Origin of the sequence: Microcoleus sp. PH2017_35_SFW_U_B (assembly GCF_020737865.1) — a bacterium.
Lineage (GTDB): Bacteria > Cyanobacteriota > Cyanobacteriia > Cyanobacteriales > Microcoleaceae > Microcoleus.
Window position 1 is genome coordinate 1 of the sequence record NZ_JAEQDE010000101.1, and the last position, 20,492, is coordinate 20,492.

A 20,492-nucleotide genomic window follows, 5' to 3' on the forward strand; every position below is an offset into this window, starting at 1 on the left:
GGGTTAAAGATTTTATTTGATAATTTTCCATCTCCGAATACCTTCTTCGTCCACGGAGGTGGACATCGTTTGTGTAGCCGCGATTTCCAATCGCCGGGGGGCTATAAGAAATCATCTTCAGAATTTCCTCAGAATTGAGCGTTAGCCTAAAAATAGAACGATCGCCCGATTCAATCGATCGAGGAAATATCCCATGAAAACAGATTACCTCATCGTCGGTAGTGGTTTATCAGCATTGGTTTTTGGAGCCTTGATGGCCAACTCCGGCAAAATCGTGCACATCCTGGAAGCTCACGAGCATCCCGGAGGCTTTGGCCACACCTTTACAATGGCCAAAAAATACACGTTTAATGCCCAATTCCACTACGTTTGGGACTGCGGCGAAGGACATACAGTCGATCGAGTCCTCAAAAAACTCAATCTCGATCGCGATGTCACCTTTGAGCGCTACGATCCGAATGGCTTCGACCACATGAGAATGCCTGGGTACGCCCTCGATATTCCCTCGGAAGCAGAGGAATTGATCCGGCGATTGTCGGCGCTGTTTCCCGAAGCGGGCGAGAGAATTCGCAAATTCGTCAACGAAGTCGAAAAAACTGGCGAAGGACTCAGAAAACTCGCTCCTCCCGTCAAACCAATTGAATTGCTCAAAAATTTCGGTGACGTATTCTGCGCCGTCCAACACCTCAATAGCACGCTTCAGGATGTTTTTGATAAATTCCAACTCCCCCAAGGCGCCCAAACTTTATTAGCCCTGCAATGGCCGGACTTTTTGCTACCTCCTAACCAGTTGTCTTTCTATGCTTGGATTGCTTTGTTTCGAGGCTATCAAGAAGGTGCATTTTATCCGACGCAGCATTTTGAAGATGTCATCAATTCTTTAGTTAAAGTCATTGAATCCAACGGCGGGAAAGTTTTACTAAACCATGAAGTCACGAATTTCCGGCTGACAGATAGAACTGTCACGGGAGTTGAAGCGATGGATTTGACAACGCATCAAACCCATGAATTCACGGGCGACACGGTGATTTGCAACCTCGACCCCAAAAGAGCAGCCAAGATGATTGGTGAGGAACTGTTCTCAAAAACAGTGCGGCGGAAACTCGACTATGAGTATTCTGCATCCAATTACATGGTGTACTGCGTTGTCAAAGATATCGACCTGCGAGACTACGGATTTGGCAAGTGGAATACGTTTCATTCCGAACATTTGGATCTGAATGAAGCTTTTGCTCAAATGTATGACAAAAATGATTTTTCTCGTCCGAGTTTTGCGATTACAACGCCGACTTTACTCACCGAAGCGCGGCGGGATTGTCCCGAAGATTGTCAAATTGTAGAATTTCTGACTGTGGCAAACTACAGTTATTTTAAACAACTTTGGGAGACCGACCGCAAAGCTTACAGGCAGAAAAAACAAGAGATTCTCGACTCAATTTTAGACGTAGTTGAAAAACACTATGTTCCCGATTTCCGCAAACACATGATTTTTCATATTACCGGAAGTCCTACCACTAACGAGCGCTTTTGCTGGTGTCCCAACGGCAATTCCTACGGTTCTACCCTGACGCCAAAAAACATGGGAGTCGATCGGCTAAATCACGAAACATCCCTCAACAATTTCTATTTCTGCAACGCATCCTCGGGCTATCCAGGCTTTGCACCGACATTTTGGACGGGGGCGCTGCTTTATCAACGTTTGTCCGGCGATGCGATTTTAGGGTGAGGAGAAATTCGTTACTCGGCGATGGAAATCGCTAGTTGTGAAACGAAGTCTACCTCCGCAGACTAAGAAATAAAAAGGGCATTACATCCAACCAGCCAGAAAACTAGAAACAGCTTCTAGTCCCCCCCCTTATTAAGAGGAGTTAGGTAGGGCGGTTTATTGTCGTCAGACGAATTAGGTACGTAGTTGCGCTTCAGCGCTCTTTCCTAATATTTATAAAGAGCGCTGAAGCGCAACTACATACCTTCTTTTTTTAAGCTCTTAAGCATTCGATGATTAATGTTCCACTCTATCAATTTAGGAGAGAACCATGAGAATTGCAATTGTTGGGGGCGGAGCTAGCGGTATGGCTACAGCCTACTGGCTCAACAAACAGGGACACCACGTCACTGTGTTGGAAAGTCAGCCGATTTTAGGCGGACACATTCGGACGCTCAATAAAAATGTTTTGCCCAATCAATCTGAGTGCAATGAAATATTAGAAAATGGGGTGCTGGAATTTCCCACTGTGTTTTACAATTTCGCGGCTTTAATGCAGGAGCTAGGCGTTGAATTAGAACCCGTGCAGATTGGTTCATCGCTATTTTTTAAAGATGGCGGTCACTTTTTGTCAGCGGTTGCTATTCAAAAAAATTTTACGGGAATGCAACGCTTGATTGAGTATTTGCAACTCGACAGTCTCTATGCTCGTTCGGCTGGATTTCTGCTAAAAATGCGGTTTGCCAAACAGCACGATTTCTACGATATGCCACTTTCTCATAGTTTAAAAAAGTCGTGCGTCCGCAATGATTGGCTGAAGTTGCTGACGATGTACAGCTACTCGATACCGTTTGAATTGCTCGACGATTTTCCAGCGGAATTGGCGATGCCGGTGCTGCGCGAATATGCTTCGGTGAATTGGGTGAGGATTAAAGGGGGGGTCTATTCTTACATTGAAAAGATTCTGGAGCGGTATAAGGGTGATATCCTGCTGAATGTGGAGATTGCTAAGATTTTCAGAAGTGCTGGTGCTGTAAAAATTGTGCTGGCAAATGGGGAGACTCAGGAATTTGATAAGGTGGTGTTTGCGATGCCGCCAGACCAAGTGATGAGGCTGTTGGCTGACCCGACGGAGGCGGAAACGAAGCGGTTTGCGGCCTGGAAACCCAATTATGCCACGACTGTGCTGCATTCGGATACTTCGATGTACGATCGCTACGGTATTCGCAAGTTATCGGAATTCGATTTTTTCGAGACGGACAAGGGATGGGGCTACAATGCAAGCTTGAATCAGCTTTGCGGCATCACATCGCCGCGAGAGTACAGTTTAGCTTTTCATCTGGATGAATTGATTGCAAAAGAGCAAATTATTCACATTCAGAAACATCACACACCATTATATACAGTGGAGTCTTTCCGATATCGAGATGAAATTATCGAGACTAATGGCGAGAATCATACCTATCATGCGGGAGCTTATTTGGGAGATGGCTTGCACGAAGGAGCGATTACCTCTGCTTTGCGAGTCGCGAAATTAATCGGGTGAGTGGAACGTTGATGCTACAAACTCTAGGAAATAAAGTAATTTCCGACATTCTACACATGAGGAATTTATGGATATGCCTAAGAGTAGATGCTAGGAGTGCAAAACATAGTTTATAATCTACCAAAGATGATACGATACTAACAGCAAGTAAACTCGTGTCCGCTGAAAACACTGTAAAATAAGTTTGTAGTGGGTTAAGTCCTCAGAAAATGCTGAAGAATTAAGTCCTGACTACAAACTTATTCTATTAAGGCTAATTGACCGAACACGATATCGCACCTGTCTGTCGGGCAACTCCTTTTACTTGCAGTTAGGCAGAGGTTTCTATCGATGTTTTTTGAGTCAAAATTGAGGAATGATTATGTCAAAAGAAAGAAAAAGCAACAAAGAAGTCAAAAAGCCAAAAAAACAACCTGATGGTGTTGCTAAGCCGAAGGATGACAATAAAAATTTTGGTAGCAGGGACGGTCAGAAGGAGAGATAGCTGCCATTCTCGGGATGGCGATTAATTTTGTTTGATTGTCATTCCTCTCAAGTTTCAACCTATTTAAATATCCCGTTTTCGGCTCATCTGAAAACGGGTTTATTATTAAATCATATCCGCAGAGAATGCTCGCAATCATCAGATGGGTTTATCATGGTAATTTAGCCATAGGATATTATATTTAGGCTATATGGGCGGTTTTATTGTCGTCATACAATTTAGGTACGTAGTTGCGCTTCAGACCTATTTCCTAATATAAGCTAAGAACCTTTAATCTGAAGTACATAGTTGCGATGAAAGCGCTATTTCCTAATATAAGCTAAGAACCATTCATCTTAGGTACGTAGTTGCGCTTCAGCGCTCTTTATAGTATAAGCTAAGAACGCTTTCATCTGAGGTACGTAGTTGCGATGAAAGCGCTTTTCCCTAATATAAGCTAAGAACCTTTCATCTGAAGTACGTAGTTGCGATGAAAGCGCTATTTCCTAATATGAGCTAAGAGCGCTGAAGCGCAACTACATACCTTGGGGCAAGGGCGAGCCGACCTTTGAGCGATACTTTTGGTATGAGAATAAAACCACCCTACCTAATCCCTCACAGAGATATCTCAGTCACAGCAATATTACCGCCAAAACACACCTCAACATCAGTCCCCGGCGCTCGATCGCGATTTCCATACTCTCCCACATAATAAAAGTATTCTCCCTCTTGGCGGTAAACCACAGGCAGCGGCTGAGTTGAAGGCTTGCAAAACACAATTTCCGGTTCCGCACTTCCCGGCGCTAAATGCGGAAAATTCACATTCCAGAAACACCCCGGCTTTGGTTCGCGATTCAGCAAATCGGCCAACACCCGCGATGTCCAGCGAGTCGCGACATCCCAGTCAATTTCCAGCGGCCTTTTAATTCTATGGGAAATTGCGATGCCAGGAATACCGTGCATAGCTGCTTCCCGCACCGCAGCAACTGTACCTGAAATGTACACGTCAACGCCCAAATTGCCGCCGGCGTTAATCCCGGAAAGTACCAAATCCGGTTTTGGACAAACGTGATTGAGAGCAATCCGCACGCAGTCTGCGGGTGTTCCTCCTACAGCATACTCGACGGACGATCGCCGATCGACATGAATCGGACTGTGAGCAGTCACCTGATGCCCGCAGCCCGAAAGTTGCCCTTGAGGGGCCACCATAATTGTCTTGCCCTCTACAGCCTGCAAAAGTGCCTGAATCCCCGGAGCATCAATGCCGTCGTCGTTGGTTAAAATTATCGTCATTGAAAATTTGTCCTAAATTTGACTATATCCGCAAAAATTGACCTAAAATTCCCAAACTCAAGGAAATGTCAACATAGTTGTGGTAAAGTTTTGTGTCGATTGCTTTGCGTCAAAGCAATTTGCAAGTTCAGTTAAACGCGCTCACAGCTATGTTTTTGTTACCAATTCTACCCTTAGCTCAAGCAATCCCGAAACCTCCGAGTCAACAAGTCATCCAAATTCAGCGAGAAGTCCCGCTACCGGAAAACGAACTGGATTTACCACCACAACCGCAGACAACCGCCCCGCTGAAAACTGTGACGGTGCCCCAGCAAGTGCGCGTTTTGCCGGGAAAACTCGACAGCATCCCCGTTTTCAACAGTAACAGCCCGGAAGTTGTACAAACCGAAGGCATTTTGCTCTCCACATTTCCCGAGGAAGCCAAACAAGTACCTTCTGCACACTTAAACTTTGCCTTCAAAGGCCGATTTGACATCTTCGCCCACCACATCGCCAAAGCTAAAAATCGTGCCGAAACTCGCACCTTATTTCAAGGCATAATTGTCCACAATCCCAACTCGGAACCTGTTACTTTAAATATCCTGCAAGGAGCGACTTATTTAACTCGCCCGGATGCTTTGTTTGTCGATTTGCCGTCGTATTTAGAAAATCGATTTGGCACTGTGTTTGCGGGGCCTGGCAGCCGCATCACCAGCGATGTGCTGCGGGGGCACAGACAAGCCATTTTGCCGGCTTCCATCGAGATTCCGGGCAATCAGAGCCGAATGCTGATGAATTTGCCGATACCTGTGGGGACTGTGACGCCTGCTTCTAACGGGCGATCGACTTTAATGCGAGTGTCGAGCAGCAATTCGGTTTATGTTGCTAGTTTAGCGATGTTTGCTCCTCAAACTAAAGAAGGAGTCGAGCAATATCCGACTTTAGAACAGTGGGAAAATATTTTAAACACGAAAGGTTTAGCTGGGCCGAGAGATTTAGCACCAACTCCCAGAGGCGAAAATCCACTGCAAAAAATTTACGGGCGCGTTGCCGGAGTCGCTGAAGGTTCCGAGTGGAAAGCTCAAATTACTGACAATTCGAGAACCGATTATTTAACCGTTCCCAAGCGCGGCGAATCATTTTCCTATGCTTTGAGCACTACTGATACGGGTACTTTTGGGACTGGTCAAATTCAAAGCGCTAAAATGTTAGCTCGCTATCCAGATACTGCTTATTTTGCTCACGGTAATTACGGAATTCAATACAATTTAACTTTTCCGCTTTACAACAAATCTCGCGAGTCCCAATCTGTCAGCATTAGAATGCAAACACCGATTAAAGCAAATAAAGAATCGGCCGGACTTACGTTTTACGATCCTCCGGAAAATCGGATATTTTTTCGAGGTACGCTGCGGGTGATGTTTAATGATGATACGGGGAAGACTTTGACGCGCTACATTCACATTGTGCAGCGCCGGGGACAGCAGGGGGAAGCTTTGGTGAATGTGAATATGAAGCCGGGGGAACGCCGTTTGGTGCAGGTGGATTTCTTGTATCCGCCGGATGCGACGCCGCCGCAGGTTCTGACTGTGCGATCGAGTAATTAGTTGATGGTGATTGAGTTAGGGCGATCGGCCAGTAGGTTGAAGCTTACTGGCAATAATGATAAAGTTTATACAACTGCCGAATAAGGAGAATAGTTATGTCTGTTCAAATGCAAAGACGGCTATTTACAGTGCAAGAATATCACCTAATGGGTGAGGCTGGCATTTTGGGTGAAGATGACCGAGTAGAATTGATAGAAGGAGAGATCGTTCAAATGGCTGCAATTGGTACTCGTCATGCAACTTGTGTACGGCGACTGATCCGACAGTTTCGCCAACTTCCAGAAGAAAGTGCTATTTTGGATGTTCAAAACCCAATTCAGTTAAGTGAGCGTACAGAACCTCAACCGGATATTGTATTGCTACAACCTCGCGCTGACTACTACGCTACTGCACATCCAGTACCATCTGAAGTTTTGTTGTTAGTTGAGGTTTCTGATAGCACTGTTGATTTCGATCGCAATGTGAAAGTTCCTAACTATGCTCGTTCTGGTATTCAAGAAGTATGGTTGTGGGATCTTGAGGTGAATTGTTTAGAAGTTTACCGTTGTCCGACGGCAAATGGCTATACTTCAATGCAAAAGTTTGAGCGGGGAGAAATGGTTGCGCCGCTAGCTTTTCCTGAGTTTGAAGTAAGCGTTGATTTTATTTTGGGTTAGAGCGATATAGAAGTAGATAAGCTATCGTACATCTAGATTGTCTATCGCCAAAATCTAAAATAGTATCGAGCAAATCCATTATAATTGTGAATGTCCGAACCTATTCTCTATCCTCTTCAAAAAAAGCTTCTAAATCCCGATCGCCTCTGATAATTCTCATAATTTAAATAGCGTTGTTCTTAGCCTTGTTTATCGATATGGAAGTAGGAGTCATTTATCAAATCTCTGAATAGGCTCTTGCTTTTAGTAAAATTATCAGATGTTCTAGCTGCTCGCAAACATCTAATTCTTCTATTTCCATTGGATTTAGTATCGATTCGCGGTTTTTGTCAAGCAAAATTTGTAGGCGTATCTGAGCCTGTTGTGAAACCTTGAAATTAACAATCTCTTGTGGAATTGGACTCTTTATCAAAAAATCAAGAACTTCTTGATAAACTGCGGGAATATCGCCACTATGAGTGTTGATTTCCGGCTCGATAGTTGTGGGATTCTTCGTTAATTCTAGAATTTGCCAAAGCAATTCTGGCAATCGATTTTGCAAAGGTTCTAGACGTTGAGCCAATTCGTCGGGAATTTGAAGGGTAATTGTTGCCATTTTTTTTAGTTACTGACGCTCTCATTGAATCGTAGCACAATAGACGACGGGAATTATAATTATAATGATTATTAAGAAGATTTTGGGTATTCCTGAAGTATAAATGTCTGTTGGCTAGCTTTAAGATTTTGTTTCATTACCCGAAGCAGACGATTGTCCATCGGCTGTGTATCTTGAGTTAAAAAGTCGTGGAGTACCTGCACTTTACCTGCATAATCTCGATCGGCTTTACAAATTATAATTCCTGGGTGATTTGAGGTTGTAGAGTGGAGATTGATAAAATCTTGACGATTTTCTGTAATGACTGCGCGCCCTACATTTATTGCGTACATCAAGACTTCATCATCTGGAATTTTTTGATTGGCTTGTCCGGCGCCCTAGGATGTCAAAACATCATAGCCACGCGATCGCAGTAAATCAACCATTGCGATCGGGAAGTTTTCATTTGAGTAAAACTTTAGCATTTTTAGTTACTTATTTTCAGCAAGCCACAGCTCGATTTCTTCTCGATTGCGATCGTAATAGTTCGTCACCGCTTGTATATCTTGAAGGGTGAGTCCTGGATAATTATAGAGAAGTTCCGCTTCAGTTGCGCCCTGTTGTTGATAAGCAACAATCGTCCAGACAGGAATGCGGGTATCGCGAATTCACGCTGCACCGCCACAAATTCCGGGAGTTTTGTGAATGGGATGCTGAAGGGTTTGGACGAATTTCAAGGTTGCTGCGAGCAAGTCATCAGGCAGTGTTTCAATGGTTTGGAGAAGTTGTTCTTTGATGGTCATAATCGATCGCCAAAATCTGATTGAATCGTAGCACAATAGAAATACGATCGCCCTTATTTGAGAAACGCAATGTGCGATCGCCCTGCGAGATCGGGTAAAAGCGCGATCGCCCTTCCTGATTTTAGTCGCTTCACCCTACCAATCAGTTGAATAGTGGCTAAACTTTAGTTAGCGTTGTTATCGTTGATGTCTAGATTTTCTATTGAGATTTCAGAATCTGGTGAAGTCGGTATTTGTACCTTGAAAACAATTACTATTTGATTTTTATCAATAGTTATATTGCTTACATTAACAATACAATTTTCAGGTAATAAATCTTTAGTTGCGAATTTAGCAGATGACTGAGTTTTATATCCAGCATCCTCAAGCCATTCAGCAATATTTCTCCAATTTTCGATCTTTTCAATCCCTTTACCCACAAAGCCTTTAACGTATCTATAAATAGTGGCACACAGGTCAGTTTCCACACCTTTGGGATTTTTTTGCAGCTTTTCCGCAATTTCAGCGGGACTATTGCCACAAAGCAACCCCCGCAGGTGCAGCTTTTCTACGGGGGTGAGAGGCTTTCCCTTAACGGCGGCCAAGTCTGCGTACAGAGTTTTGAGATCCCAGCGGCTTTCTGCTTCGACGAAGCGATCGTTTGTGGATGCCATAGATTGGTGTGTGTAAATTTCCTGATGCGATTCTAACATAATTCCTGATGTATATCAGTTTGCAACCAGTGTTATTTAGCTTACTATACTTGAAAGCTCAACTGTACATGGTGCAATTTACAAGTCAAAAAGTTTGTGGCAGGGCTTTTGAGTTATTACTGATGGCAGTTAGCGACCCGACAGGGGAGTAGGGCTGAATTTTGGTAATTTTCTGGGTTTGACTCTAGTTTCGGGTGCTGCTGGTAATTTTTTTAATTTATTTTCTGGGTTTTTGCATAATTTTGTGGATTAGCCCCTGATATATAAACAAGAGGCTGTAGCATCTCTTCTTGGGGTTGATAAGCAGATTGAAAGATTGAAATTATGGCTTCGTCTCAGAATCAAGGGGTCACTCCTTTACTCACAGGCTCTAAACTATACTTCAGCAAAAAAGCAGTGAGATTGGGAAATGCTGTTTATTTAATTCGTAACATTACCGGTTTTAGAGTCACTGAAGCTCAAATTACTGAGACAACAAGAAATAAAAAAGGAGTGCCATTTGAGGTTTTGATTTGTATGTATGTGGCAGCATTATTCTTCTTAATAAAAGAAAGCGAAAGAATATGGCTAATAGTAATTGTCACAATGATTATACTGGCTTTAGGTTATAATTTTTTTATACCCAAAACAATCAAAGTAATCACAACCCAGTATTTGATTGAAGTATCTTTCATTTCAGGAGATAAAGCAAATCTTTTACTCACCAGTGGTAAAAATATCACCAGTGAAAAATTATTAGAAGAAGTAGTTTCAGAATTATATAAAATTTTAGATAGCAATGAAGAAAAAACTTACGTAATTAATATAGAAGACAATTCTATCAATGTTGACCAAAGTGGCTCCTCAATTGGTATTGGATACTCTGGGAGCATTAGTGTTCGGCAAGTAGGTGGTAAGATATATAATGAAAACAATAATTAGCTATGGCTACGGAGATATTATGTCAGAACCCAAAATCAATCAAAGTCAAGCATCAATAGGTGTTGGCTACTCTCAGAATATAAATTCTCAGCAAGTAGGTGGTACTATCCACAATTACTCACCTGAACAAAAGCAAAATCTAGCTGAAGCAGCAGCAGAAATTCAGAAATTGCTAGAGCAACTGGCACAAAATTACCCAACGGAGACTCTGAGCGAAAAAGCAGTTGTAGCAGAAGAGGCTATAAAACAAATAAAAAGCGACCCTACTTTAGAACAGCGAGTAGTTAGTTTAATTCAAGCGATGAGTGTTGAGGCATTAATGCAAGCGATCAATCATCCTGTAGCAAGTGTATTGCGTGCGGGTTTAGAAGCTTTTAAAGAACCAAGTTAATCACTTTGCCCCAAAAGGCGGGCGATCGCCTCCCATTTCCCAAAGAGCGATCGCCTCCCATTCACCAAAAGCAATCTTCCATGATTTAATTAAAATAGCGAACCCTTTTTCACTGGCATGGTCGGGTACTTTTGATAAAGTGGGAGACATAAGATGAACGTTACTCAATTAATAGAAACATTAAATGCTAATAAATTCATCCGCTCTGATGAAGAAGCAATGAATTTTGACTTCGCTTTAGCCGAACTTGCCCTACATCCTAACAGCGAATATTTGCCAACACTTTATCTAGTTTTAGATGACAGATGCGAACAACATGAAGTCATGTATGGTCTCATTCATTTTCTGGAGTCTTTTGAGCTAAAAGACCAGTTGCAGGCGTTTATTGATAGCATAGACAGAATGATTGTGAATGCTAAAGAATGGACAATGATTCTACTTTATGGAATTCTCAATCAGGATTTAGCCCGGAGTTTATATGGCGAGATGTTACATTCTACCCATTCTCAAAATCGGGATTTATGTACGCATTTGCTGCGCGAAATAGTTGCTAATGAATCCCCTCCTTTATCTTCCCATGCTGAGTCAGTTATTTCCGGCGCAACTGCGATCGACATTAATATTGATGAAATTCAGAGGGATCTGTCGAGCTTTATTAAACTCATCCAAGAGGGTAATATATTGGTACTCTTGCAAGACGATCGACCAATAGCCGAAATTAAACCAATCAAATAAAGCCTCTCGCCATTAGATAGGAGCGATGAAGATGAATAACTATAGCAATTTTACAATCCACCTAGAAGAACCTAATGGCGAAAAATATGCTGATGCACCAGATGACTCATTAGGAGAACTTTCGCATTTTGAATTAGGGCTGAAACTATTTTGCTTTGAATGCGATCGCCCAGTTTCAATAGAAATCGGTGAACAAAAAATCAAACTTTTTTTAGACCCCGATATATGTATGCTCCTAGAAGATGAACTCCCCAAAAAACTCAGTGAGTTATCTCAAGGCAAACCCATCAAAATAGAATTTGTTGAAAGTGTGTGCCTTACTTTTGAATTGCAGCCCTTAACCAACGATAAAATTAGTTGTAATTTCAAAGAATTTGGATATTTATCTCCAAATCAGTTTACGCTAAAATCCAGAAATCAACAATTGGAACTGAATAAAAATCAAGTTATCACAGAGTTAAAGGGATTTGTTGAACAACTCATGGAAATGGCTCTAAATGGCGGCTATATCACCCCCGAAGAAAAGCAAGAATTCCTGATGCCACTCCGCGAAATTGCGCCTGCTTCGGCTATTTGTTAATTAAGTGCGATCGCCCTTAATCTCCAAAAGTGCGATCGCCCCAAAGTGAACTGTCAGTCAATCGAACACCGTTTCTCAAGAAAATTATCCTTGAGGATGCGGTAAATCAAACACCACTTCAAATCGGATGTTGGGCACTCGTTGCCGAAACAACTGAAGATGTCCCTCCGCATCCGATCGGCTGCGATAGCGACCAACGATCGCCCATTGCAAGCTCGGAAGCAAGCGAGCCACTGCCCACGGCTTCAGGTATCCTTCGTATTTCATAATAGAGGAGTCTCCATTGCTAAACGGAGCCAGAGCCAGCGCAGAAACTTGGTCGGTGGATGCGCTGGCTTCTGACATTACCCATAAAAATAACACAAAGTAAGCGTAAGTGTGCATAGATAAGCACACAACTGACTGTGGATGCACGAGCTGGACGGAGGAGGTGGCACAATAGGAGAAACTTCTAACAGATTGCAAGGCATGAGCGACAGCGAGCGGATTTCAGTGGTTTTGCCAACACAGGCTAAAAAGGAATTAGAAAAGTTGTGCGATATCGAAAAGCGATCGATCTCCAACTTTGTCTACCTTCTGATTCAAGATGCGATCGACCAAGCAAAAGCATCCGGCAAACTCAAATCAACAGATGGCTGAAACTAAAATTTTATTTAATGAATCTAACCGATGAAATTATAATCAATCAAATTCAACAACAATTAATTAGCCAAGAAGATGCAAAAAACTGGTTCTTAAGCTTCCCAACCGAAGGCCAGCAGGAAATATTGCAGCGGCTATCCTACATGACCATCCAAGCAGGGGCGCGAGAAGAAGATGTTTTCCTAGCTATTACTAAATCAAAACTTCGTGCAACTTACACCCCTTGCGTATTGCTGAGCAAAGGGCGATTAAAAGAACAAATCACAAAGCTTTTGAAACTGCCAGCCTCAGAATCTATCAAAACCTTTTTTCTGTTAATCAGTTTATTAGCAATTGCTGATGCCCGCAGGTACGATAAATATTGTCAAGATGGCTGTAGCCACTGGTGGCATCGTGATTTGAGCGATCGCAAAGTTGTAGATGAAATTCGGTGCGAGTTTGAACAAAGTATTCTTGTTTGATATCAATTCGGTTGCATCGAAATGATATAGAGGAGACGGCATTGCCGTATCCCTACAATATTATTGGTAGGGACACGGCACTGCCGTCTCCTCATTTTGGCTAATAATTCGGATGCTACCGGAAACGATATCAACTATCAACAGTCAACAGTCAACCGTCAACAGTTAACTAATTAAAGTGTCAAAGATTGAGGATTTGTCTCGATCAATTTCGCTAAATCCTGCAAGAAAGACGCAGCGTCAGCACCGTAAATAACTCGGTGATCGCAAGTAATATTAACTTGCATTTGCCGCTTCACTCCCATCAAGCCTTCCTCGTTAGCTACGACTTGGGGGCGCGAAGAGCCGATCGCCAAAATCGAGCCTTGATTCGGCGGCAAAATCGCGTCAAACTTATCTACTCCATACATTCCCAAATTGGAAAGAGTAAAAGTTCCCGTGCTGTATTCGTCGGGTTTTAGCTGTTTGGCGCGGGCGCGATCGACTAAATCCTTCCAACTGCGGGAGAGAGAATATATGTCCAGGCGATCGGCATTTTGCAACACCGGCGTAATCAAACCGCCGCCGTCCATCGCCACCGCTACCGCCACATTAATATCAGCACGGTGTTGAATTCCCGACTCCACATAACAAGCATTCAGCAGAGGATGTTTTTGTAAAGTTACCGCTACTGCTTTTGCCAGCATAGCCGTCATCGTGACGCCTTTTGACTTAATTTGTTTGTAGAGTTTGTCGAGATTGTCAGTAGTAATTGTATAGCCGACGCGGAAACAAGGCACGCTCAAACTTGCTTCCATATTGCGAACCACCGCATTTTGCAGCGCATTCATCGGTACTCTGTTACCGGAAAGCGCTACCGCTGGGACTGGTGCGGGTGCGGGTTTGGCTGCTGCGGGTGCGGGTGCTGCGGGTGCGGGTGCTGCGGGGACTGTTACTGGTTGCTGAACCGGAGCTGGTTGGGCTTTACCGGCTGCTGCTTCCACATCTTCTGCAACAATCCGACCGTTGGGGCCGCTGCCTTTGATTGAATTTAAATCTACTTTAAACTCTTTGGCTAATTTGCGAGCGCGGGGAGAGACGATGCTGCGGCCGTTTTGGCGGCTGACGTTTTGCTGCAAACCCACTGATGCTGTAGCTGCGACAGGAACGGGGGCTGCGGCTGCTGGGGCTGCGGCTGCGGGGGCGCCGGCTCCTTGTTTCTGGGCGGCGGCGATTTCGGCTTCTGTTTCTGCGACTAGGGCGATCGCAGCTCCGACCGGAGCAACTTCGCCTGCTGGTACAATAATTATTGCTAGATAGCCTTCGTAGAAAGACTCGACATCCATGTCGGCTTTGTCAGATTCAACTACGACTACCGTTTCGCCCTTTTCTACTTTGTCCCCAGCGGATTTGACCCAGGAAACAATTTTGCCCTCTGTCATGGTAGAGCTTAGGGCTGGCATGAAAACTTCGCGAATCATCTGTAAAAATTCCTTGTGAGTTGGTAATTGGCGATCGGTATTTGGGAATTGATAATTGGCGATCGGCAATAGTTATTATTATGCCAGCCTCTAGTCCGAAGATGTGCGGCTATCAACTCAAAATTACCTACCAATTACCAATTATCAATTACCAATCACCAATTTCTAAGTTCTAAATATCACCTCGAATTTCTTCGACAATGCCGTCGCGGAGCAGAACTTCTATTTGCATTTTTTGAATCAAGTTTTCTCCCACCCCGACGGTGAACGTGCCGTCAATTTGACCTTGACTCACTTCTTGTTCGAGGTCTAGCACCTGCACTTGCTGAAGCTGTTGCAGGTTTTGGTTTTTCTGTTCTAGCAGTTCGCTCTTTCTTTGATTCACCTGCACTTGAATGTTTTCTATTTGCTGCATTACTTGCGGGCCGGGGGGTTGCAGGCTTTGCTTTTGGATTTCTGAAACCATCCGCTGCCCTTGCATTTCTAGCTGTTGTAGCTGAGAATCTATTTGATTGATTTGGGCTTGGAGTTGCTGTTGAGCTTCTTCTTTCCAGCGGGGAGTAACGACGACTTTTACGTTAATCGATCGCTTCAAGAGTAATTGTGGTTCCATAAATTTGTTGCTTGTCAATTGGGAATTAGGCATTAGTCAGAAGTGCGAGCGTCCCCGCTCGCGAACAACAGTCATCAGTCATTAGTCAATAGTTGGTAGACATTTCCTAATGACTCAGGACTCGGACTCGGGACTCGGGTGTTGGTGTCAACTGAACGTCAAACCTATTATCAGTCTTCTGTCTGGCGATTCAGGCCAGATCCCCCCTAGCCCCCCTTCTTAAGGGGGGGATAAGAATCTTCTCAAAGTCCCCCTTCTTAAGGGGGATTTAGGGGGATCTGGCCTCTCCTATAAACGAGAGATACAAATAAACGAGAGATACAAAGGTTTTGAGGCTTAAGTTGACACCAATCGGGACTTGGGTGTAGGGATAATTTTTTCTTCTCCATTCCCCAAGTCCTGCGAATATTTCAAAACATCCCGTCAATCATATCGCGGTAGTGTTCCGTCACAACCGGGCGCTTAATTTTCAGGGTCTGAGTCAACATTCCATTTTCCATCGAAAATGGCTCCTGAATCAACCGGAACGGGCCAATGCGATCGTCCGCGCGGTATCCGGGGCGATTTTGCACCTCCCGGTTCAATTCTTGACGGAATAAGTCTTGAATTTTCTTGCTATTCCAGTCAATTTCGTGTATTGGCGGATTCTGAGTTTCTGCCCATTTCTGCACGGCTTCTGAATTGGGGACAATTAAGGCGCCGATCGATTTTTGGTCTTGACCTACTACCATAATTTGGTCGATGTAGGGGCTGCGGACGCAGGCATCTTCGATCGGCTGCGGTTCGATATTTTCGCCGTTGCTGAGGACGATCGTATCTTTGGCGCGCCCGGTCAAAACTAAGTCATTGCCCGGTGTCAGCCAACCCAAATCGCCGGTGTCAAACCAGCCTTCGGAGTCAATGGCTTTCGCGGTAGCTTGGGGATTGAGATAGTAGCCCTGCATGATTTGCGGCCCGCGTCCCAATACTAAACCGCGCTGGCCTGTGGGCAGTTGCTGTCTGGTTTCCGGGTCAACTATCTTAATTTCAGTATGGGCGATCGGCTGTCCGGCAGAACCTTTAAGATTGTGCCAAGGGCGGCGGACTGTCAAAACCGGAGATGTTTCAGTTAAACCGTATCCCACCAACAAACCGATATTCGCGATTTCAAAGAAGTTATCTAAATGCGCGGCCAAAGAACCTCCGCCGCTAATTGCCCACTTAAAACGCCCTCCCGTAGCTTCCCGGACTTTTTGATAAACCAGTTTTTCGGCGATCGCGTGTACGGGAGACAACAGAATACTTTTGATCCGGGCGATCAGTTTTTCCGAAGCAGAAGCAGGTTTCAAACTGAGAGTTAATCCTTGGAAAATGCGGCGGGCTTCAATGTATTGCTGGCTGGCAGATAACAGAAAATTAACCAATTTTTGTTTGTTGGGTGGCTGTTCCCTAAATTGCTTTTGTACTGCCTCGTAAATCGATTCCCAGATGCGCGGAACGCTCACCATGTACTGGGGTTTGCAAGTTTTAAAGTCTTGTTTGAAATAGCGAATATTGGTGTAAATTTGCGTGCATCCTTGGGAAAGCAGGAAGTATTCGACTGTGCGTTCGTAAGCGTGCCAACTGGGCAGGATGCTGAGGGCTGATTCGCCCGGTTCGGGTTGCAAAATTGTGCCGAAGGTGGTGAGTTGGTGCAGCAGGTTCCCGTGAGTCAGCATGACACCTTTGGGTTTGCCTGTGGTGCCGCTGGTGTAGAGGAGGGTGGCGAGGGTTTGGTGGTTGTGGTTGGCGGGTTTGAAGGGGCGGTTAGCGCCTGTGGCCATGACTTGGGAAAATTTGACTGTGGTTAGGGTGAGGCTGGTTTCTGGTTCTTCGTCGGAGAGGAGGACGATAAGTTCGATCGGCAAATCGGGGAGGCGGGCTTGCAGTTTTTTGAGTAAGGCCAGGTTTTCGACTACTAAAGCGGTACTGCCGCTGTCTTGGATGATGTAGAGGAGTTCTTCGGGGTCGGCGGTGGCGCCTCGCACGGCGTTGGCGGCCCCAGCGGTCATGATACCTTGATCGGCTATCAGCCAGCGGGGGCTGTTGTCGGCGAAGAGGGCGACGCGGGGAGGGATTATTTCTGCTGGGTTTGCATTGATGCCGAGGGCCTGCAATCCGCTGGCGAATTGCTGGATTTGTTGGTAGAGGTCGGTATAGGTGAGTTTAATTTCGGGTTTGCTGTGGGGATCGTGGAGGGCGACGGTTTGGGGAAATCGCTGTTTGACGATCGCCCAAATTTCAGGTATCGATCGAATGGAACTGTAATCGATCGTGCGGCTGAGGTTGGCGAGTTCAATCTCGCTCATTTGGGAGGAACTGTCAGGTGCGGGGCGGTTCATAGAGTATTTTTTGTGAGTTGTGGGCGATCGAACTATTTGATGCGAATTTAGCATCTCTAGCCCCCCTGCATCATAGCCTTCTGCCCAAAGAAGACTTTTCTAGAAGTTAATTTTAAGGTATGTAGTTGCGCTTGGGTGCTCTTTCATATAAAGAGCGCTGAAGCGCAACTACGTACCTTAGAAGATCGGGCGGTTACAACGGTGCTACTCGATCGCCCTCAACCTCCTCGCCGGGAGCCGTTTTTCCATCCAAACTTGTGTCATCATCATGGGGCGGATGTTCCGGGCGATCGCGTTTGCTAAAGCGATCGCGAGCCGAGACAATCACCACATACAGCACCGGCACCATAAACAAACTCAAGAAAGTAGAAACAACCATCCCGCCCGCGATCGCATTCCCGAGCGATCGGCGACTGGCTGCACCTGCACCTTCGGGATTAACCAGAGGCAGAATCCCCAAAACAAACGCCAAAGAAGTCATCAAAATCGGTCGCAAACGCTCTTGAGCCGCCTCAACTGCTGCCTTAGCAATTGAATATCCCCGCTCCCGCAACTGGTTAGCAAACTCCACGATTAAAATCGCATTTTTACTCGACAATCCAATCAACATCACCAAACCAATTTGGCAATAAACATCATTCGCCAAACCCCGCAAAGACTGAGCCAAAAGCGCACCTAAAATCGCCAGAGGAACCGCCAGCAAAATAATAAAAGGATCCACATAATTTTCGTACTGAGCAGCCAAAACCAAGAACACAAAAACCAGCCCCAAACCAAAAATAATCGGCGCTTGACCCCCCGACTCAATTTCTTCCAAAGAAGTCCCCGACCATTCATAGCCAAAACCAGACGGTAAAACTTGAGCCGACACCTTTTCCATCGATTTAATCGCCTGTCCAGAACTCGCACCCGGAGCGGGAGAGCCATTAATTTCAATTGACCTAAATAAATTGTAGTGGTTGACAGTTTGGGTTCCCACCACCGGAGTTAGCTTCACCAAATTGCTCAAAGAAATCATTTCATTCTTTGCAGAGCGGACATACAATTTACCAATATCTTCAGGATTAGCACGGAACTGTTTATCTGCTTGCACGTACACCCGATAATTGCGCTGCTGGAGAGTAAAATCGTTTACATACTGCGAACCCAGAGCCGTTTGTAGCGTACTGAAAATATCACTAATAGAAATATCCAAAGCCTTAGCCCGATTGCGGTCAACTTCCACAACTAACTGAGGCGTATTCGCAGCAAACGTACTAAAAACCGCTTGCAATCCCGGCGTCTGATTCGCCTGCTTCAAAATCCCACCCATCGCCTGAACCAGAGCATCTAAACCGCTGTTTCCTTTGCGATCTTGAAGTTGAAATTGGAAGCCTCCAAATTGACCTAAACCTTGAATTGCGGGCGGATTCACCGGGAAAATTCTTGCTTCTGGAATTGCCGAAAGCTGACCCCGCAACTTACCAATAATCGCTTGTACGCTTTGAGCTTCTCCGTGACGCTCGCTCCAGGATTTAAGCGTAGTAAAGATAATACCCTGGTTAGAAGTGCTGCCGCTAAAACCAAAGCCACCCACAGAGAAAGTCCCTACAACCTCAGGAAGTTTCAGAATTTCTTGTTCAACTTCATCCATCACTTTGCGAGTATATTGCAGCGAAACTCCTTGGGGGCCTTGAATAATTGTCAGAAAATAGCCCTGATCTTCCTCTGGGATAAATGCCGTGGGTACTGATAGATAAAGCCAAGCTGTGACTCCCAGAGAGGCTATGAATACGAACGTGACAATGGTTTTAATTCCCGTGAGAAATATCAAAGATTTCCGATATTGCCGCTGCATCCAATCAAGAACCCTATTTACCCGGTCAAACACCCAACCTAGCGGGCCTCCAAACTTCTAAAGTCGTATCAAGCGCGACTCGATGTATCAACCCAGGAGGAAAACTTGTTGCGAGTTTTTCCATTTCTGCTTTAACAGCATGAGCCACATTCAAAGCATTGCTTCCCGGCAATTGATAAATTCCCAAACCCACCGCATCATTGCCCCGAAATCGCAGGAAAGAGCTGTAATTTTCGGCTCCTAATTCCGCTCTGCCGACTTCTTTTAACTTAACTACAGTGCCATTTCCATCAGTTTTAAGGACAATTTCTTCAAATTCTGCTGGTTCTTGCAGACGGCTTTTAGCCCGTAAATCAATTTGATACATTTGCCCGTCGGGAGCGGGTTCTTGACCAACTCTCCCAGCACCAACTTGTAAGTTTTGTTCGTTAAGCGCCCTGGTTATATCTTGCATTGTCAAACCGCGAGCTGCTAACTTATTGGGGTCGATCCACAGGCGCATGGCATAGCGGCGTTCCCCAAAAATTCGCACATCGCCAACACCTTTGATCCGCTTTAAAGCATCTGCCAAATACAAGTCAGCGTAGTTGCTTAAAAATGTGGTGTCGTATTCTTTATTTTCGGTAAATAAGCCGATCGCCAGCAAGAGACTGGTAGATTGTTTGGTAACTCTCACTCCCGTGCGCTGTACGGCATCTGGGAGTTGGGGTTGAGCGACTGACACTCGATTTTGGACATCGACAGCGGCAATATCTTTGTTGCGCGACGGATCGAAAGTTGCAGTAATAGTGCTAGTGCCGTCATTACTGCTGCTAGAAGTTAGATATTTTAGCCCTTCTACGCCGTTGATTTGCCTCTCTAGGATATTCGTAACGGCATTTTCGACAATTTCGGCACTCGCCCCACTATAGTTAGCCGTGACGCTAATTTGGGTGGGGCTGATGTCAGGGAAGCGTTCGATCGGCAGTGTGGGGATGCTGATTGCGCCTACTAAAATGATAATTAAGGCGCAGACACTAGCAAAGACAGGTCGTTTGATAAAGAAATCTGCAAACATAAATTTGGTAATTTCTAAAGGTACGTAGTTGCGCTTCAGCGCTCTTAGGTACGTAGTTGCGCTTCAGCGCTCTTAGGTACGTAGTTGCGCTTCAGCGCTCTTAGGTACGTAGTTGCG

The 20,492-nt window shown here is 44.9% G+C and carries 25 protein-coding genes and 1 pseudogene; 13 read left to right on the forward strand and 13 right to left on the reverse strand.

Translation table 11 applies throughout. The features are described 5' to 3' along the window. The first annotated feature begins 193 nt into the window (after positions 1-193). The 3 genes from JGK36_RS26370 (at position 194) to JGK36_RS26380 (ending at position 3,735) form a co-directional block, all read left to right on the forward strand. Complete coding sequence (locus JGK36_RS26370; protein WP_293198591.1) at positions 194-1,726, forward strand: NAD(P)/FAD-dependent oxidoreductase; 1,533 nt, start codon at positions 194-196, stop codon at positions 1,724-1,726. A gap of 310 nt (positions 1,727-2,036) precedes the next feature. Next, positions 2,037-3,251 carry an FAD-dependent oxidoreductase gene (locus JGK36_RS26375; protein WP_293185685.1) on the forward strand — a complete coding sequence of 405 codons (1,215 nt, stop codon included), beginning with the start codon at positions 2,037-2,039 and terminating at the stop codon, positions 3,249-3,251. Between the two features lie 361 nt (positions 3,252-3,612). After that, positions 3,613-3,735, forward strand: a complete 123-nt coding sequence (locus tag JGK36_RS26380) for a hypothetical protein (protein ID WP_293157680.1) — start codon at positions 3,613-3,615, stop codon at positions 3,733-3,735. A 594-nt stretch (positions 3,736-4,329) separates the two neighbouring features. On the opposite strand, the gene surE is transcribed toward JGK36_RS26380, so the two are convergent. Next, complete coding sequence (gene surE / locus JGK36_RS26385; protein WP_293198588.1) at positions 4,330-5,007, reverse strand: 5'/3'-nucleotidase SurE; 678 nt, start codon at positions 5,005-5,007, stop codon at positions 4,330-4,332. 149 nt (positions 5,008-5,156) lie between these two features. Here surE and JGK36_RS26390 point away from each other — a divergent pair, with 149 nt between their 5' ends. Both JGK36_RS26390 and JGK36_RS26395 read left to right on the forward strand, forming a co-directional pair. Continuing rightward, entirely contained in the window at positions 5,157-6,593 is a 1,437-nt protein-coding gene (locus JGK36_RS26390) for a DUF3370 domain-containing protein (RefSeq protein WP_293198593.1), read from the forward strand. Positions 6,594-6,688: 95 nt separating this feature from the next. Then, positions 6,689-7,249 (forward strand): Uma2 family endonuclease, encoded by a 561-nt coding sequence (locus JGK36_RS26395; RefSeq protein ID WP_293185689.1) that lies wholly within the window; start codon positions 6,689-6,691, stop codon positions 7,247-7,249. A 217-nt stretch (positions 7,250-7,466) separates the two neighbouring features. On the opposite strand, the gene JGK36_RS26400 is transcribed toward JGK36_RS26395, so the two are convergent. Further along, positions 7,467-7,844, reverse strand: a complete 378-nt coding sequence (locus JGK36_RS26400) for a hypothetical protein (RefSeq protein ID WP_293185693.1) — start codon at positions 7,842-7,844, stop codon at positions 7,467-7,469. 71 nt (positions 7,845-7,915) lie between these two features. Beyond that, positions 7,916-8,197 carry a DUF5615 family PIN-like protein gene (locus JGK36_RS26405; RefSeq protein ID WP_293185722.1) on the reverse strand — a complete coding sequence of 94 codons (282 nt, stop codon included), beginning with the start codon at positions 8,195-8,197 and terminating at the stop codon, positions 7,916-7,918. 29 nt (positions 8,198-8,226) lie between these two features. On the opposite strand from JGK36_RS26405, the gene JGK36_RS26410 reads away from it, so the two are divergent. Next, a complete protein-coding gene (locus JGK36_RS26410; RefSeq protein WP_293185694.1) occupies positions 8,227-8,400 on the forward strand; it encodes a hypothetical protein in 174 nt (57 codons plus the stop codon). 22 nt (positions 8,401-8,422) lie between these two features. Here the strand turns inward: JGK36_RS26410 and JGK36_RS33980 are convergent. The 3 genes and pseudogenes from JGK36_RS33980 to JGK36_RS26420 form a co-directional block, all read right to left on the reverse strand. Beyond that, a pseudogene (locus tag JGK36_RS33980) lies at positions 8,423-8,491 on the reverse strand (DUF433 domain-containing protein); the annotation flags it as partial. Continuing rightward, entirely contained in the window at positions 8,492-8,626 is a 135-nt protein-coding gene (locus tag JGK36_RS26415; RefSeq protein ID WP_293185695.1) for a hypothetical protein, read from the reverse strand. A 164-nt stretch (positions 8,627-8,790) separates the two neighbouring features. Further along, positions 8,791-9,318: a helix-turn-helix domain-containing protein gene (locus tag JGK36_RS26420; protein ID WP_293185697.1), complete on the reverse strand. Its 528-nt coding sequence runs from the start codon at positions 9,316-9,318 to the stop codon at positions 8,791-8,793. A gap of 324 nt (positions 9,319-9,642) precedes the next feature. Here JGK36_RS26420 and JGK36_RS26425 point away from each other — a divergent pair, with 324 nt between their 5' ends. After that, the gene (locus tag JGK36_RS26425; RefSeq protein ID WP_293185698.1) at positions 9,643-10,239 is read left to right on the forward strand and encodes a hypothetical protein; all 597 of its coding nucleotides are present in this window, start codon (positions 9,643-9,645) and stop codon (positions 10,237-10,239) included. Further along, positions 10,223-10,630: a hypothetical protein gene (locus JGK36_RS26430; protein WP_293185699.1), complete on the forward strand. Its 408-nt coding sequence runs from the start codon at positions 10,223-10,225 to the stop codon at positions 10,628-10,630. Before JGK36_RS26425 ends, JGK36_RS26430 begins: the two co-directional genes overlap by 17 nt. Here the strand turns inward: JGK36_RS26430 and JGK36_RS26435 are convergent, their stop codons facing one another. Continuing rightward, positions 10,631-10,780, reverse strand: coding sequence for a hypothetical protein (locus tag JGK36_RS26435; RefSeq protein ID WP_293185701.1), 150 nt, complete (start codon positions 10,778-10,780; stop codon positions 10,631-10,633). Between the two features lie 3 nt (positions 10,781-10,783). On the opposite strand from JGK36_RS26435, the gene JGK36_RS26440 reads away from it, so the two are divergent. Together JGK36_RS26440 and JGK36_RS26445 are read left to right on the forward strand one after the other, a co-directional pair. After that, positions 10,784-11,365, forward strand: coding sequence for an Imm30 family immunity protein (locus tag JGK36_RS26440; RefSeq protein WP_293185702.1), 582 nt, complete (start codon positions 10,784-10,786; stop codon positions 11,363-11,365). Between the two features lie 31 nt (positions 11,366-11,396). After that, on the forward strand, positions 11,397-11,945 hold the full coding sequence (locus JGK36_RS26445; protein ID WP_293185704.1) for a hypothetical protein: 549 nt from the start codon (positions 11,397-11,399) through the stop codon (positions 11,943-11,945). An 84-nt stretch (positions 11,946-12,029) separates the two neighbouring features. On the opposite strand, the gene JGK36_RS26450 is transcribed toward JGK36_RS26445, so the two are convergent. Continuing rightward, positions 12,030-12,290: a hypothetical protein gene (locus JGK36_RS26450; protein WP_293185706.1), complete on the reverse strand. Its 261-nt coding sequence runs from the start codon at positions 12,288-12,290 to the stop codon at positions 12,030-12,032. 63 nt (positions 12,291-12,353) lie between these two features. Between JGK36_RS26450 and JGK36_RS26455 the strand changes: the two genes are divergently transcribed. Next, positions 12,354-12,584: a hypothetical protein gene (locus JGK36_RS26455; RefSeq protein ID WP_293185708.1), complete on the forward strand. Its 231-nt coding sequence runs from the start codon at positions 12,354-12,356 to the stop codon at positions 12,582-12,584. A 17-nt stretch (positions 12,585-12,601) separates the two neighbouring features. After that, positions 12,602-13,048, forward strand: a complete 447-nt coding sequence (locus JGK36_RS26460; protein WP_293185709.1) for a DUF5958 family protein — start codon at positions 12,602-12,604, stop codon at positions 13,046-13,048. Between the two features lie 173 nt (positions 13,049-13,221). Here JGK36_RS26460 and JGK36_RS26465 read toward each other — a convergent pair whose 3' ends face one another. Then, positions 13,222-14,508, reverse strand: a complete 1,287-nt coding sequence (locus JGK36_RS26465) for a dihydrolipoamide acetyltransferase family protein (RefSeq protein ID WP_293198586.1) — start codon at positions 14,506-14,508, stop codon at positions 13,222-13,224. Positions 14,509-14,528: 20 nt separating this feature from the next. Here JGK36_RS26465 and JGK36_RS26470 point away from each other — a divergent pair, with 20 nt between their 5' ends. Continuing rightward, on the forward strand, positions 14,529-14,684 hold the full coding sequence (locus JGK36_RS26470; protein WP_293185713.1) for a hypothetical protein: 156 nt from the start codon (positions 14,529-14,531) through the stop codon (positions 14,682-14,684). On the opposite strand, the gene JGK36_RS26475 is transcribed toward JGK36_RS26470, so the two are convergent. The 4 genes from JGK36_RS26475 to JGK36_RS26490 form a co-directional block, all read right to left on the reverse strand. Then, positions 14,681-15,121 (reverse strand): YlqD family protein, encoded by a 441-nt coding sequence (locus JGK36_RS26475; protein WP_293185715.1) that lies wholly within the window; start codon positions 15,119-15,121, stop codon positions 14,681-14,683. The genes JGK36_RS26470 and JGK36_RS26475 overlap by 4 nt on opposite strands. Before the next feature lie 410 nt (positions 15,122-15,531). After that, entirely contained in the window at positions 15,532-17,481 is a 1,950-nt protein-coding gene (locus JGK36_RS26480; protein ID WP_293193319.1) for a long-chain fatty acid--CoA ligase, read from the reverse strand. 193 nt (positions 17,482-17,674) lie between these two features. After that, positions 17,675-19,318 (reverse strand): efflux RND transporter permease subunit, encoded by a 1,644-nt coding sequence (locus JGK36_RS26485; protein ID WP_293193317.1) that lies wholly within the window; start codon positions 19,316-19,318, stop codon positions 17,675-17,677. Positions 19,319-19,343: 25 nt separating this feature from the next. Next, a complete protein-coding gene (locus tag JGK36_RS26490) occupies positions 19,344-20,375 on the reverse strand; it encodes an efflux RND transporter permease subunit (protein WP_293185719.1) in 1,032 nt (343 codons plus the stop codon). Positions 20,376-20,492: the final 117 nt, after the last annotated feature.